Source organism: Thalassospira marina, assembly GCF_002844375.1.
Lineage (GTDB): Bacteria > Pseudomonadota > Alphaproteobacteria > Rhodospirillales > Thalassospiraceae > Thalassospira > Thalassospira marina.
Window position 1 is genome coordinate 3,412,491 of the sequence record NZ_CP024199.1, and the last position, 13,195, is coordinate 3,425,685.

Sequence of the window (13,195 nt, forward strand, 5' to 3'; positions counted from 1 at the left end):
CGATCTTGTTAGACCGTGCAGGACCTCAACCGGCCTTAACGATGCCCGATTGGCAACACCAGGCGCACCCGAAGGCCACCACCCGGCGCATCTTCCAGCAGCACATCGCCGCCATGCCCACGGGCAGAATCCCGGGCAATCGTCATGCCCAGACCAACCCCGCCAGTTGCCTGATTGCGCGATTCCTCAAGCCGGTAAAATGGCTTGAACACTTCTTCACGTTTTTCAACCGGAATACCGGGACCGTCATCATCAAACAGCACTTCAAAATCATTGCCGCGCCGCCCGGCCCGGATCGAAAGGTTCGATGCATACCGCCCGGCATTGCCAATAATATTGGCCACACAGCGTCGGACCGACTGCCGGCGAATTTCCATCATCTGGTTATCTTCGATATGAAGGTCAATCTGCTGGCCTTCGCGCAGGGCCTCGCCCACCAGCTCGGTCAGCAATTTACCGATATCGGTTTCAACCGCCTGTTCGCCTTCCTCGCCACGGGCAAATGCCAGATAGGCATCGACCATGCGCTCCATATCCAGCACATCCTGTTTCAGCGCATCAACGCCCGGCGATGATCCCTGCATCGCCAGTTCAAGCTTCATGCGGGTCAAAGGTGTGCGAAGATCATGCGAAACACCGGCCAGAAGGGCCGTTCGTTGCGACAGGTGGCGCTGAATACGATCACGCATCGACATGAAGGATGCAGCGGCCATCCGCACTTCGGATGCGCCCTCGGGCTTGAAATCGTCAACATTCACACCGCGCCCGAACTGGTCAGACGCCATGGCAAGCTTGCGGATCGGCCGCACCTGGTTGCGCATGAACAAAACGGCGACCCCATACAGGATCAATGCCGATCCCGCGATCCACATAAAGAAGATATAGGTCGTCGATGTATAAAGACGCTTGCGCGGCGCAACGACCGAAAGCACCCCGTCCTTCAACTGAATCCGGATTTCAAGCATCCGGTCATCAACCTCAAGATCAAAGTAAAACGGCCGGTCAATACGTTCCTTCAGCGCGGTAAACAGCTCTTCCGATACCAGCCCGTAGGGCGGCTGGGTGATCTGCTTTTCCAGAATCGCGTCAGGTTCAAAAACGATATCAAGCTGCATGCGCCGGCGCGCATTATCCACCATCGCATCAAAATGGCTATCATCGGGATACTGGCCGATATAATCGACCACATAGGCAACATCCCCCGCCAGACCACGGCTTAGCTGTTTGGCAATGGTGTCCCAGTGGCGTTCAAAAAATATCAGAACCGTGACGATCTGCAGCAGCAGCATCGGCGTCATCAGGATCAGCAGGGACCGGCCCAAAAGGCCCGTCGGCAGCAGGGATTTGACCCATCCGGAAAGTGCGTTGCCCAAAACCGTCACCCTTTATCGATTTGATCGACCATTAATCGCTTCACCGCAATGCAGCAGTTCAATCTGTATAAAGGACATATCCCCGACCACGTACTGTCTGCAAGTATCTTGGCTGTTTTGGGTCATCTTCAAGCTTGCGACGCAAACGGGTTACCTGGACATCAATGCTGCGCGAGGCCGCAGGATCACCACTGCCATTGCCCCCCGTCAAATCAAAAAGCTGTTCTCTTGTGGTGGTTTGCCCGGTGCGGCGTGCCAATGCAACCAGCAGGTCCTGCTCGGCTGTGGTCAGGTAAATATGGTCTTCCCCGCGTTGCAGGACCATCTTGTCCATATCAAAGCGAAAATCGCCAAAGGCCACTTCCGATGCGGCATCTGGCGTTATCTCGTCGGTTTCCGGCCGGGTGCTGTAACGGCGCAAAATGGCTTCGATGCGCAAAACCAGTTCGCGCGGCTCAAACGGTTTAGCCAGATAATCATCCGCCCCGGCTTCAAGGCCAGCGATGCGGTCTTCCGTTTCGGAAAGGGCAGTCAGCATCATGATCGGCACGGTCATGCCGCGATCACGAAGCGATTTGGCCAGATCAACGCCCTTTTCGCCAGGCATCAAAACATCAATCACCAGCAGGTCAAATTCCAGCCCTTCCAGGCGGGCACGTGCCTCGGCAGCATCGCGGGCAACGGTAACCATGAAACCGTTTTCACCCAAATACCGTTTCAGCAAATCACGCAGGCGGTCATCATCATCCACGACCAGAATATGCGCAGCCCCGATTTCGACCATTCAATCCATCCAACACGATTACCGCAATGTTCATGCAGCCTGCCCGCACCATACTATCTGGCTGCGAATCCGGTTTTGCAAAAACATTCGCGCGCGATTTAATAGCGATGCCAATATAGGGGCAATGCATGAATAAAGGCTTTGCCCGGCGAAAAATATTTCGCCAAAGCCCGCCTGTCACCCCATCCGGCGGCGCAGGCCATTTGGCAAAAGCTCGTCCTCAAACCGGGCGCGGTCATTGGGCCCTAACATGCCCAGCATCACCTTGCGAAACCCTTCCACCGCCTCGGCACCGGCTTCGCGATAGGCGTTGGCAATCAGCACACGCTGGTTTTCCGAAAGCTTGCGTTCCAGTTCCTCGCCCTTTTCCGTCACGGTCAAAAGCCGCTGGCGACGGTCCTGCACACCGGTTTTCTGTTCGATAAACCCTTCACGCACAAGCTGGCTTAGCACCCGTGACAGGGATTGCTTGGTAATTTGCAGGATTCCCAAAAGGTCACTGACATTGATGCCGGGATTACGGCTGACAAAATGTATGACCCGATGATGGGCGCGCCCGAAATTATATTGCTCCAGAAGCAAATCGGCTTCGGCCGTAAAATCACGATAGGCATAAAACAGCAGTTCCATGCCCTGACGAAGCTCTTCCTCGCGCAGGAAAAGCGGATTGACCTTGCGTGTCGAGATATCTGCCATGCTGTTCCGTTATGTCAGTTATATTGACATATTAATCTATGAATGTTACTTCGGCTACATGTTTAGGGACATAAAGTTACGTTCAAGCGACCCTTTTAAATGGAATTTGGCAAATGACGACTCCCACCTTTGATAACCGCGACGGTTTTATCTGGTTTAACGGCGAACTCAAACCCTGGCGCGAAAGCACCCTGCATGTGCTCAGCCATGCCCTGCATTATGCCAGCGCTGTATTTGAAGGGGAACGTTCTTATAATGGCAAGGTGTTCAAACTTGCTGAACATGGCGAACGCCTGATCAAATCGGGCAAAATCCTCGACATGACCATTCCTTACAGCTCCGCCGAGCTGGACGCCGCCGTGATGGAAACGCTCAAGGCAAACAACATTTCTGATGGCTATGTGCGCCGCATTGCCTGGCGCGGTAGCGAAATGATGGGTGTTGCCGCCCAGACCACCAAAATCAACGTTGCCATCGCAACCTGGCAGTGGCCGAGCTATTTCAAACCGGAAGAACGCCTCAAAGGCATTCGTCTTGACCTGTCGAAATGGGCACGCCCGGCACCAAACACCGCGCCGACCGATGCCAAGGCCGCCGGCCTTTACATGATCTGCACCATGTCCAAACATGATGCAGAACGCAAAGGCTACGCCGATGCCATGCTGCTTGATTACCGCGGTCATGTTGCCGAAGCCACCGGCGCCAACGTCTTCTTTGCCAAAGACGGCAAATTGCACACCCCGACCCCGGATTGCTTCCTGAACGGTATCACCCGCCGCACCGTGATCGACCTTGCCAAGGCACGCGGTATCGAAGTGATCGAACGGACAATCCTGCCCGAAGAAATGGCCGACTTTGAAGAATGCTTCCTGACCGGCACCGCTGCCGAAGTCACCCCGGTTTCGGAAATTGGCCAGTACAAATTCACCCCGGGCCAGATCTGCAAAACCCTGATGGAAGACTACATGGCCCTGGTTACCGGCCAAAAAGAAGCTGTCGCTGCTGAATAAACCCGCGTTTGCCGGTTCCATAAACATCAAGCCCGCCCTGGGATTTCAGGACGGGCTTTTCTTTTTTTCGTCGTAGCTTCTTTATGCCTGCGGCTTGGTGATCAGGCGCTCAATGCCGTCTGATCTTTGGCATCCAGAGCAAAATGCGCTGCCAGATGTGCACGCAGGCGCACCACGTCATTTTCAATTTGCGGTGCCTTGATCACGTCATAGCAGGAAAATGACGGTACGATTTCCGCCCCGCAAAACCGGTAACAGGCGGCGATATGCAAAAAGGCATCATCCGCCGTTTTACCCTGATACAGCACCTGGTCCGGATTCCCAAATGCTGCCTCGGGCGCATTCCAGGTCAGCGACATCATGAATTTTTTGCCCTGCATATTGCCGCCCATCCCATATTGACGCGACGGGTCCTTGCGGCTGCGGCCGTCATCGGTAATCAGCTTTTTCTGCGCCAGCCCGTCATTAAACACCTCATCAAGGTATTTTTTGTGAATCCAGGGCGCACCAAACCAGTTCACCGGGCATTGCAGAACAATCACATCCGCCCAGACATGCTTGTCCACCTCTTCGCCAATGTCATAGCCCCCGTCGATATGTGAATGCAGCACGTCATGCCCGGCACCGGCAAAGCTGGCGTCAATTTCATTGGCCAGGTGCCGGTTCAGCGTCCCTTCGGACCAGCCCTCGTAACGTTTATGCGCATTGATAATCAGAATATTCGCCATGTTTATCTCCATCCTTGTCCGCAACTTGCGGCGATCCGTTGTGATGAAAACAAGGTAAGGGCATTGGCCAAATTCTGTTTGCCGGTTGTGATGCCAGTTTTGCCCAAAACGCCGAGAGTGCAAAAAACACCCTCATCCATGCTATGGTTCGCAGGCAATATCCTTTATCTATGATGGCAGGCACAAAGCAGCGATTACCCTGTCAGGCGCAAAGGAAAACATCATGTCCGAGGATGCCCAAAAGCTGGCAAAAGCCATTGCAAAGATTGCCCAAAAGGACGGGGAATATCCCATCCTGCAATCGCATATGCGGCTTTATCGCAGCTCGGACCCGTCCCGCCCCATGCCCTGCATGTATTTTTTCGGCCTGGGCATCACGGCATCGGGCCGCAAGGATATCATGATCGGCAATACGGTTTATCCAATGCAGCCCGGCCAGGTCATGCTGCCGCCCGCCGACCTGCCGGTTATTACCTCCGTCACCCATGCCACGCCCGATCAGCCCTATCTGGGTTTATGGATCGATCTTGACATCCGCCTGATGGGCGAACTGGCAATCGAAATTCCGGCCCCCAAACCTGCACCGGGTGACGAACTTTCCTGCGTGAATGTCATCACCCTTGATAGCGGCATTAACGATGCCGTTATCCGCCTGCTTGAACTGCATGAAACGCCGGAACTGGCGACGCACCTTTTGCCCGTGATCCAGCGCGAAATCACCATTCGCCTGTTGCACGGCCCGCTGGGTGCCTGCCTGCGCCATCATCTGGCCCAGGAATCACCAATACAGCGCATCACGCGCATTCTGTCCTGGCTGCGTGAAAACTTTACCCAGGACATAACCGCTGCCAACCTTGCCACCCGCGCCAATATGAGCGGCTCGACCTTTCGTCAGCATTTCAAATCGGTCACGGGTATCAGCCCGCTGCAATATCTAAAACAGATCCGCCTGCTTGAAGCACGGCAACTGATGTTGAATGACCGCGTTGATGCTGGCAGTGCCGCATTCCATGTCGGTTATGAAAGCGCATCGCAGTTCAGCCGGGAATATACCCGCATGTTTGGCGCACCGCCCATTCGCGATATTCGCCGCCTGCGCGAAACCGTGCATAGCGCCAGCGAAATTTCCACCCAAAGCGAAATCATCCCTGCGCGACATACTATATAATATAAGTATCACCACATATTGCAGTGCACCGCGCCAAAGCCGACGCCCGGCAGCGCCCCACATCAGTAACGACATGTCTGGACGGACAAACACGGCCCACGCCGCAAACCACATCCGCGCCAGCCTGTTCTCCTATTTGGGTTCAGACCCTACATAAACAGCACGGGGCCGGATCAACTGACCCTGACGGCGCTGTTCAAGGGCGTGGGCGATCCACCCAACGGCGCGGCCCAGCGCAAAAACGCAAAATGCGGCACCTTCCGGCAGCTCCAGATAACGGCGCATCGCGACCAGGGCAAAATCAATGCCCGGTGCCTTCCCGGTTAACGCCGTCATGGTTTCGGAAATATCGGCGGCCATCAGAAATTCAGGTTCAATCAATTCCAGCAGGGCCTTTGCCCGCACATCCCCGGCCGGATAAAGCGGATGCCCAAAACCGGGAAATTCCACCCCGGCTGCCAGTTGGCGGCGCAACTGCGTCGCCATGTCGCGTGGATCAAGGGCCTGCCAGGCGGTTTCTATCCGTTCTGTCATGCCGCCATGCAAACCACCACTCAGGGCGGCAAGCCCGCCAATAATTGCCATGCGTAAACTGGCCTCGGTCGAGGCGACACATCGGGCCGTAAAGCTTGATGCATTCAATTCATGATCAGCACACAAAACAAGCGCACGACGCACCAGATCGGCCCCAACCGCATCAAGCCCCCAGGCGCGCGCCAATTGCATATGCAGCGGGTAACGCCCCGCATCCTGCCCGGTGACACAGGCAAATAACGCCCCTAACAATCGCGCTGCCCCCGCAGCAAGGCGCGTTTCATCCTGTTGCCAAATACCGGTTTCACCATCTTCCGATGCAATGGCAAACAGAGGCAACAAGGCCTCGATCACCGGAATTGTTGCGTAATGCTTTTTTAATGCCCTCCATCCATCGGGCAAAGCTGGGGATGAAACAGAGAATTTGCGAAAACCCGGCAAATCCCAAAGCAGGCTTGCGACCTCTTCCAGGCTGGCCTGGTCAGCAAGCGCGACGGCATTATGGCCGCGATAATAAAGCTGCCCGTCACGGATCAGCGTAATACCCGATTCGAGAACCGGCATCCCCCAATCCAGGGTCGATTTGGCAATATCCACCGGCTTGCGCCCGCGCCTGCGCTTTCCCGCCAGTTCGGCCACATCGCCACGGGCATAACGATGGCGGCGGCTATCATCTGCAACCGGGTGGGCACGTAAAAGACCACGGCTGACATAGGCATACAGCGTTGCCCGCGACACGCCAAGCTGATCAGCCGCCTGTTCGGCATTTATGAAACCGGATGAATCGGATCGTTGTTTTGCCATAACCAATATATGTTGATTTATATAATCAATATTGACGATATATTGAAACTGGCGTGCTGTATAGGCCTGTTTCCCCGGCAATACCGACCGATCAGGAGGCCGCCATGACACCCCCCAATGCGACGTCCCGCGCCGAAACACCCGGCAGCACAAATTCCGTGCAGCCTGATAGCGCACCGGAACACCCAAACCCGTTTGCTGCTTTTGCCCGCGCCATCTGGGCGGCGGTTGGGGGTGATCCGGCCCTTCTTGCCGCCCTGTCACAAACCAGCCCCGGCGCCCTGCCGTCAGCCTTTGCGGTAACAGACCTTGCCGCGGCTTCCGTCGGTTGTGCCGGTCTGGCAATTGCCGAGCTTTCGGGCCTGATACGCGCACAGGGGCGAAATGCCGCACCTGTGACGCCGGTAACGGTTGACCGGCGGCTGGCATCGGCCTGGTTTTCATCGGGTTATCGCCCGGCTGGCTGGGAACCAGCCGCAAAATGGGATGCAATTGCCGGGGATTATCCGGGGCAGGATGGCTGGATCCGCCTGCATACCAATGCCCCGCATCATCGCCGTGCCGCCCTTGCAGTACTGGGCATCACGACCGAGGATGCAACCCGGCAAACCGTTGCCGCCACCGTGGCAAACTGGCCGGTCACGGCCCTTGAAACCGCGATTGTCGAAAAAGGCGGCTGTGCCGCAGCCATGCGGTCACTTGGCGAATGGCAACAACATCCACAGGGCAAGGCCGTTGCCAGCGAACCGCTGGTTCACGCAGACGCCAGCCCCCTGCCCGCCGCAGAACGCGGCGAAAATTCGCAATTCCGCCTGACCGGCACGCGTGACCGCCCGCTAGCCGGGGTAAAGGTGCTGGATCTAACCCGCATCCTTGCCGGGCCGGTAGGCACCCGTTTTCTGGCGGGGTTTGGTGCCAATGTGCTGCGCGTTGATCCGCCCGGCTGGGATGAACCCACAATCCTGCCCGATATTACCGTGGGCAAACGATGCGCCCGGCTTGATCTGATCAATGATCAGGACCGCGAAACATTTCGCAGCCTGCTGGCTGAGGCCGATATTCTGGTGCATGGCTATCGTGCCGATGCGCTGGAACGTCTGGGACTGGGCACCCGGGCACGCCGTGCCCTTAACCCCGGCCTGATTGATGTGGCACTGAATGCATATGGCTGGTCCGGCCCGTGGCAGTTCCGCCGTGGTTTTGACAGCCTGGTGCAAATGAGCAGCGGCATCGCCGATCATAGCATGAAAATATACCAAACTGAAAAACCCAAACCGCTGCCCGTACAGGCGCTGGATCATGCGGCGGGGTATATTCTGGCAACCTGTGCCATCCGCGGCCTGATCGAACGCCACCAAAATGGACATGGCCTGCAATACCGCACCTCGCTGGCCCGGGTTGCGGCATTGCTGTGCCAATATCAGCCCACCTTGGCCAAGGGCACCACACCGCCCGCCTTTACCGACCTTGCCGATGACGATTACAGCCCCACCATTGAACCATCGGGCAGTGGTAATTTGCAGCGATTGCGCCCGCCGCTGGAAATGGATGGCATCCCCATGGGCTGGACGATCCCGGCCGGTCTTTTGGGAACAAGCCCGCCAACATGGTAATAGCAGCCCACATCACATACGCAAAAGGCCTGAATCCCGCAGGCCTTTTGCGTCATTACCCAATAATCAGGATACCCGTGGCTTAGGGCCAGTTGGCCATTGGCGGCAGCGACATCAGGATGGCTTCGGTATTACCGCCCGTCATCAGGCCAAAGCGCGTACCACGGTCATGAAGCAGGTTGAATTCAACATACCTGCCACGTTTGACCAATTGTGCCTCGCGCTGATCCATTGACCAGTCATCGTTGTAATGGCGTTCAACCAGGGCCGGATATACATCCAGAAATGCTTTGCCCACATCCTGGGTAAAGGCAAAATCAGCCTCCCAGTCATTTTCCAGATAATCATAGAAAATGCCGCCAACGCCGCGCGCTTCGTTACGGTGCGGCAGCCAGAAATATTCATCGCACCATTTTTTGAAACGATCGTAATAATCCTCGCCATGCGCATCGCAGGCGGCCTTGAATGCGCCGTGAAAATCGGCGGTGTCGACTTCATCGGGAAAAACCGGCGTCAAATCCGCCCCGCCGCCAAACCATGCCTTTGATGTCACGATATGGCGGGTATTCATATGCACAGCGGGCACCAGCGGTGAACAGGGATGCGCCACCAGCGAAATACCGGCAGCCCAGAAATTGGGACTTTCCGTCGCGCCGGGGATTTCCTTGCGGAATTTTTCGGAAAATTCGCCATAGACGGTGGAAATATTCACACCCACCTTTTCAAAAACGCGGCCCCGCATGACCGACATTTCGCCGCCACCCTGATTTTGGCCACGTTCCCAGCGGGTCCGTTCAAACCGGCCTGCCGGGCGGTCGGCCAGCGGGCCGCCATAGGCATCTTCAAGCTGTTCAAACCGTGCGCAAATCTGGTCACGCAGGGATTTGAACCAGTCAGCGGCCTGCTTTTTACGCGCTTCGGTCTGGCGTGCGGTTTCGTCACTCATTCAGGGCTTCCCGGAAAACTGTTGGTCTGACGCATGGCTTCACCAACGGTCATAGCCGCCGCCATCGCCACATTCAAGGATCGCATGCCCGGACGCAACGGAATAACCACCCGCGCATCGGCCGTTTCATGAACCTGGTCGGGCACCCCGCGGCTTTCCGCCCCCAGCATCAAAATATCGTCAGGACGAAATTCAAAATCGCAATAGGGTACGGCCCCCTTGGTGGTCATCAAAACCAGGCGACCGGGCAGATCGCCATTCTTGCGCGCTTCCTGAAATGCCTGCCAGTCGGCATGGCGCTGGTAACTTGCCGCTTCCAGATAATCCATCCCTGCACGCTTCAAACTGGCCGAAGTCAGCAGAAAACCACAGGGTTCGATGATATCGACGCCAACACCCAGGCATGCCGCCATACGCAAAATTGTCCCGGTATTTTGCGGAATATCAGGCTCAAACAGACAAATTCTCATGATCGATCAACAGACTCGCGCAATTTTGTATAAAAGCGCCATGAAAAATGTTACCAAAAGTTTCATAGCGTTACAGGAGTTTCCCGCTTCTGGAGCCGGGTCTTTAATTAAGTAGCTTGTTATAGCGGGTATCACAAAGTGGTGCCAGCGCTAGGAAAAGCCTTGTTTGTCGTAGGGTTTTTAGAGTGCTTCCAAAACCACAGCGTTTATTAATACGCACCTTTCCCGCCAACTTCTCCTTAACAAAGGCCATTATTGTTAGTATACGAAATTCGATTCAGGCCTGAAGGCCAAGGGGACAGAAAACTTTTTTCGAATTGAAGTAAGTCAATGATCCCGGCGGTAAATTCAGGCATTCCGCATGCCTGTTTTGGGGGCAGAAAGAGGAATACATCATGTCGCAAACGGTGCAATCATCCGGGGAGAACCCGGACGAGAACCGCAGGGATTTCCTGACCCTTGCGACCACAGCGGTCGGTGTCGTTGGCACCGGCATGGCACTGTGGCCGTTCGTGGACAGCATGAACCCGTCCAAGGACGTTCTGGCGCTGGCCTCGGTCGAAGTAAACCTGTCAAATATCCCGGTCGGACAGGCCATCAAGGTGATGTGGCGCGGTAAACCCGTGTTCATCCGCCACCGCACCGAACGGGAAATCAAAGAAGCTGAAGACGTGGCATTGAACCAGCTGGTCGATCCCGAGACCGATGATGCCCGTGTTCAGAAAAAAGAATGGCTGATCGTCGTCGGCGTTTGCACCCATCTGGGCTGCATTCCGATGGGTACCGCAACCGGGGAACCGCGCGGTGACTTTGACGGCTGGTATTGCCCGTGTCACGGGTCGCACTATGACAGTTCAGGCCGTATCCGCAAGGGTCCGGCACCGAAGAACCTGCATGTGCCGACCTATACCTTCCTCACCGACACGTCGGTCAAGATCGGCTAAGGGAGTGTAAGATGAGCGCGCCTGTATGGAATAACAAAGTGGTAAAGTGGGTCGACGACCGTCTTCCGGTCTTCTCGATGCTGCATCATTCCGCTTATGAATATCCGACGCCGAAAAACCTGTCCTATATGTGGAATTTCGGTTCCCTGGCCGGTTTTGTTCTGGTGACCATGATCCTTACCGGGATCTTCCTGGTGATGAACTATACGCCGCATGCCGATATGGCATTTGATTCCGTCGAACGCATCATGCGCGACGTGAATTATGGCTGGCTGATCCGCTATATGCACATGAATGGCGCATCGATGTTCTTCATCTGCGTCTATATCCACATTTTCCGTGGTCTTTATTACGGGTCATACAAGGCCCCGCGTGAAGTTCTGTGGTGGATCGGTATTCTGATCCTGCTTGCCATGATGGCAACGGCATTCATGGGTTATGTTCTGCCCTGGGGCCAGATGTCATTCTGGGGTGCAACGGTTATTACCAACCTGTTCTCGGCCTTCCCGATTATTGGCGATCCGCTGGTAACCTGGCTGTGGGGTGGTTTCTCGGTTGGCAACCCGACCCTGAACCGGTTCTTCTCGCTGCATTATCTGCTGCCGTTTGTCATTCTGGGCCTTGTGGTCCTGCATGTCTGGGCGCTGCATGCAGTCCGGTCGAACAACCCGACCGGCGTTGAAATCAAAACGCCGCAGGACAGCATTCCCTTCCATCCCTACTACACGATCAAAGATCTGTTCGGGATGGGGATCTTCCTGATCATCTATCTGTATTTCGTGTTCTTCGCGCCGAACTTCTTTGGCGAGCCGGACAACTACATCATGGCGAACCCGCTGTCGACGCCAGCCCACATCGTTCCGGAATGGTACTTCCTGCCGTTCTACGCGATCCTGCGCTCGATCGACTTTGAATTCCTCGGCATTCCGGCAAAACTGCTGGGCGTGCTGGCGATGTTCGCGGCCATCATCGTGCTGTTTGTCATTCCCTGGCTCGACCGTTCCAAGGTACGCAGCTCGCGCTTCCGCCCGGTTTACAAATGGTTCTTTGTGCTTCTGCTCATTGACTGCTTTGTACTTGGCTATTGTGGTGCGAAGGCCCCGTCTGATCCGTTCATGGGTCTGCATGGCCTGCAGGTGATCACGGTTGGCCAGTTGGCAACCCTGTATTACTTCCTGCATTTCCTTGTCGTCATGCCTGTGGTTGGTAAATTGGAACGGCCAAAACCGCTTCCGGCCAGCATCAGCGAATCTGTTCTCAAGGGAGGTGCAAATGCGTAAATTTGCTCTCACCGCAATTGCTGCTGCTTTCGCGCTGACCGCTTTTGCCAACAATTCGTCCAAGGCATCCGAAGGCGTGGTTCCGCCGGATATGGAATGGAGCTGGGAAGGCCTTTTTGGCACCTATGACCGTGCGCAGTTGCAACGCGGTTTCCAGGTGTTCAAGAATGTCTGTGCAAGCTGCCACAGCATGCACTATCTGGCATTCCGTAACCTTGAAGGTATTGGCTTTAACGAAGACCAGATCAAGGCGATCGCGTCGGAATATGAAGTCGAAGACGGCCCCAATGACGATGGTGAAATGTTCACCCGTTCGGCCAAACCGTCTGACCGCTTCCCGTCGCCGTTCCCCAATGCCAAGGCTGCTGCCGCATCCAATGGCGGGGCTGCTCCGCCCGATCTGTCTTTGATGGCCAAAGCCCGCCCGCACGGCCCGGATTACATCCATGCCCTGCTGACCGGTTATGAAGAAGAGGCACCGGAAGGTGTCGAAATGGCCGAAGGCAAGCACTACAACCATTACTTCCCGAGCCATCAGATTTCGATGCCCCCGCCCCTTTATGGTGATGACGTCGAATATACCGATGGTACCGAAGCAACGGTTGACCAGGAAGTGCAGGACGTTACCGCATTCCTGAACTGGATTGCCGAACCCGAACTTGAAGCCCGCAAAGCAATGGGCATGAAGGTTCTGCTGTTCCTGATCGTGCTGACCGCGATGCTTTACGCCGTGAAACGCAAAATCTGGGCAAAGATCGAACATTAATTCGGTCCTGATGCCTTGAAAATCAAAGGCCGCCGGCTTCATGCTGGCGGCCTTTTTTATTTTCTTTCAAAAATATAAT

Annotated in this window: 13 protein-coding genes; 6 read left to right on the forward strand and 7 right to left on the reverse strand. The window is 55.6% G+C overall.

What is annotated here, in order from left to right; genetic code table 11:
• Nucleotides 1-35: 35 nt before the first annotated feature.
• From CSC3H3_RS15585 to CSC3H3_RS15595, 3 genes are all read right to left on the reverse strand, one after another.
• Nucleotides 36-1,373, reverse strand: a complete 1,338-nt coding sequence (locus CSC3H3_RS15585; protein ID WP_425444964.1) for an ATP-binding protein — start codon at nucleotides 1,371-1,373, stop codon at nucleotides 36-38.
• Between the two features lie 58 nt (nucleotides 1,374-1,431).
• Complete coding sequence (locus CSC3H3_RS15590) at nucleotides 1,432-2,157, reverse strand: response regulator (protein WP_101285437.1); 726 nt, start codon at nucleotides 2,155-2,157, stop codon at nucleotides 1,432-1,434.
• A gap of 177 nt (nucleotides 2,158-2,334) precedes the next feature.
• Nucleotides 2,335-2,853 (reverse strand): MarR family winged helix-turn-helix transcriptional regulator, encoded by a 519-nt coding sequence (locus CSC3H3_RS15595; protein WP_101264960.1) that lies wholly within the window; start codon nucleotides 2,851-2,853, stop codon nucleotides 2,335-2,337.
• 113 nt (nucleotides 2,854-2,966) lie between these two features.
• Here CSC3H3_RS15595 and CSC3H3_RS15600 point away from each other — a divergent pair, with 113 nt between their 5' ends.
• Nucleotides 2,967-3,863, forward strand: coding sequence for a branched-chain amino acid aminotransferase (locus CSC3H3_RS15600; protein WP_101264961.1), 897 nt, complete (start codon nucleotides 2,967-2,969; stop codon nucleotides 3,861-3,863).
• 101 nt (nucleotides 3,864-3,964) lie between these two features.
• On the opposite strand, the gene CSC3H3_RS15605 is transcribed toward CSC3H3_RS15600, so the two are convergent.
• Complete coding sequence (locus CSC3H3_RS15605; RefSeq protein WP_101285438.1) at nucleotides 3,965-4,591, reverse strand: NAD(P)H-dependent oxidoreductase; 627 nt, start codon at nucleotides 4,589-4,591, stop codon at nucleotides 3,965-3,967.
• Nucleotides 4,592-4,814: 223 nt separating this feature from the next.
• Here CSC3H3_RS15605 and CSC3H3_RS15610 point away from each other — a divergent pair, with 223 nt between their 5' ends.
• Nucleotides 4,815-5,759: an AraC family transcriptional regulator gene (locus CSC3H3_RS15610; RefSeq protein WP_101285439.1), complete on the forward strand. Its 945-nt coding sequence runs from the start codon at nucleotides 4,815-4,817 to the stop codon at nucleotides 5,757-5,759.
• Nucleotides 5,760-5,891: 132 nt separating this feature from the next.
• Here the strand turns inward: CSC3H3_RS15610 and CSC3H3_RS15615 are convergent, their stop codons facing one another.
• Complete coding sequence (locus CSC3H3_RS15615) at nucleotides 5,892-7,097, reverse strand: citrate synthase family protein (RefSeq protein ID WP_101286266.1); 1,206 nt, start codon at nucleotides 7,095-7,097, stop codon at nucleotides 5,892-5,894.
• A gap of 104 nt (nucleotides 7,098-7,201) precedes the next feature.
• Here CSC3H3_RS15615 and CSC3H3_RS15620 point away from each other — a divergent pair, with 104 nt between their 5' ends.
• The gene (locus CSC3H3_RS15620) at nucleotides 7,202-8,710 is read left to right on the forward strand and encodes a CoA transferase (protein ID WP_101285440.1); all 1,509 of its coding nucleotides are present in this window, start codon (nucleotides 7,202-7,204) and stop codon (nucleotides 8,708-8,710) included.
• Nucleotides 8,711-8,792: 82 nt separating this feature from the next.
• On the opposite strand, the gene hemF is transcribed toward CSC3H3_RS15620, so the two are convergent.
• Nucleotides 8,793-9,656, reverse strand: a complete 864-nt coding sequence (gene hemF / locus CSC3H3_RS15625) for an oxygen-dependent coproporphyrinogen oxidase (protein ID WP_101285441.1) — start codon at nucleotides 9,654-9,656, stop codon at nucleotides 8,793-8,795.
• On the reverse strand, nucleotides 9,653-10,126 hold the full coding sequence (locus CSC3H3_RS15630) for a tRNA (cytidine(34)-2'-O)-methyltransferase (RefSeq protein ID WP_101285442.1): 474 nt from the start codon (nucleotides 10,124-10,126) through the stop codon (nucleotides 9,653-9,655). Before CSC3H3_RS15630 ends, hemF begins: the two co-directional genes overlap by 4 nt.
• A 395-nt stretch (nucleotides 10,127-10,521) precedes the next feature.
• On the opposite strand from CSC3H3_RS15630, the gene petA reads away from it, so the two are divergent.
• Genes petA through CSC3H3_RS15645 form a run of 3 tightly spaced genes read left to right on the forward strand, consistent with a single transcriptional unit; the run spans nucleotide 10,522 to nucleotide 13,116 of the window.
• Nucleotides 10,522-11,070 carry a ubiquinol-cytochrome c reductase iron-sulfur subunit gene (gene petA / locus CSC3H3_RS15635; RefSeq protein WP_101264967.1) on the forward strand — a complete coding sequence of 183 codons (549 nt, stop codon included), beginning with the start codon at nucleotides 10,522-10,524 and terminating at the stop codon, nucleotides 11,068-11,070.
• An 11-nt stretch (nucleotides 11,071-11,081) separates the two neighbouring features.
• A complete protein-coding gene (locus CSC3H3_RS15640) occupies nucleotides 11,082-12,350 on the forward strand; it encodes a cytochrome b (RefSeq protein WP_101264968.1) in 1,269 nt (422 codons plus the stop codon).
• Complete coding sequence (locus tag CSC3H3_RS15645) at nucleotides 12,343-13,116, forward strand: cytochrome c1 (protein ID WP_101264969.1); 774 nt, start codon at nucleotides 12,343-12,345, stop codon at nucleotides 13,114-13,116. The genes CSC3H3_RS15640 and CSC3H3_RS15645 overlap by 8 nt, the downstream gene beginning before the upstream one ends.
• Nucleotides 13,117-13,195: the final 79 nt, after the last annotated feature.

Bases quoted from the DNA above. Each gene is read 5' to 3' on its own strand.
- CSC3H3_RS15630 (WP_101285442.1), bottom strand. From the start codon at position 10,126: ATGAGAATTTGTCTGTTTGAGCCTGATATTCCGCAAAATACCGGGACA.
- petA (WP_101264967.1), top strand. From the start codon at position 10,522: ATGTCGCAAACGGTGCAATCATCCGGGGAGAACCCGGACGAGAACCGC.
- CSC3H3_RS15640 (WP_101264968.1), top strand. From the start codon at position 11,082: ATGAGCGCGCCTGTATGGAATAACAAAGTGGTAAAGTGGGTCGACGAC.
- CSC3H3_RS15645 (WP_101264969.1), top strand. From the start codon at position 12,343: ATGCGTAAATTTGCTCTCACCGCAATTGCTGCTGCTTTCGCGCTGACC.
- CSC3H3_RS15615 (WP_101286266.1), bottom strand. From the start codon at position 7,097: ATGGCAAAACAACGATCCGATTCATCCGGTTTCATAAATGCCGAACAG.
- CSC3H3_RS15600 (WP_101264961.1), top strand. From the start codon at position 2,967: ATGACGACTCCCACCTTTGATAACCGCGACGGTTTTATCTGGTTTAAC.
- CSC3H3_RS15620 (WP_101285440.1), top strand. From the start codon at position 7,202: ATGACACCCCCCAATGCGACGTCCCGCGCCGAAACACCCGGCAGCACA.
- CSC3H3_RS15610 (WP_101285439.1), top strand. From the start codon at position 4,815: ATGTCCGAGGATGCCCAAAAGCTGGCAAAAGCCATTGCAAAGATTGCC.
- CSC3H3_RS15605 (WP_101285438.1), bottom strand. From the start codon at position 4,591: ATGGCGAATATTCTGATTATCAATGCGCATAAACGTTACGAGGGCTGG.
- CSC3H3_RS15590 (WP_101285437.1), bottom strand. From the start codon at position 2,157: ATGGTCGAAATCGGGGCTGCGCATATTCTGGTCGTGGATGATGATGAC.
- CSC3H3_RS15595 (WP_101264960.1), bottom strand. From the start codon at position 2,853: ATGGCAGATATCTCGACACGCAAGGTCAATCCGCTTTTCCTGCGCGAG.
- hemF (WP_101285441.1), bottom strand. From the start codon at position 9,656: ATGAGTGACGAAACCGCACGCCAGACCGAAGCGCGTAAAAAGCAGGCC.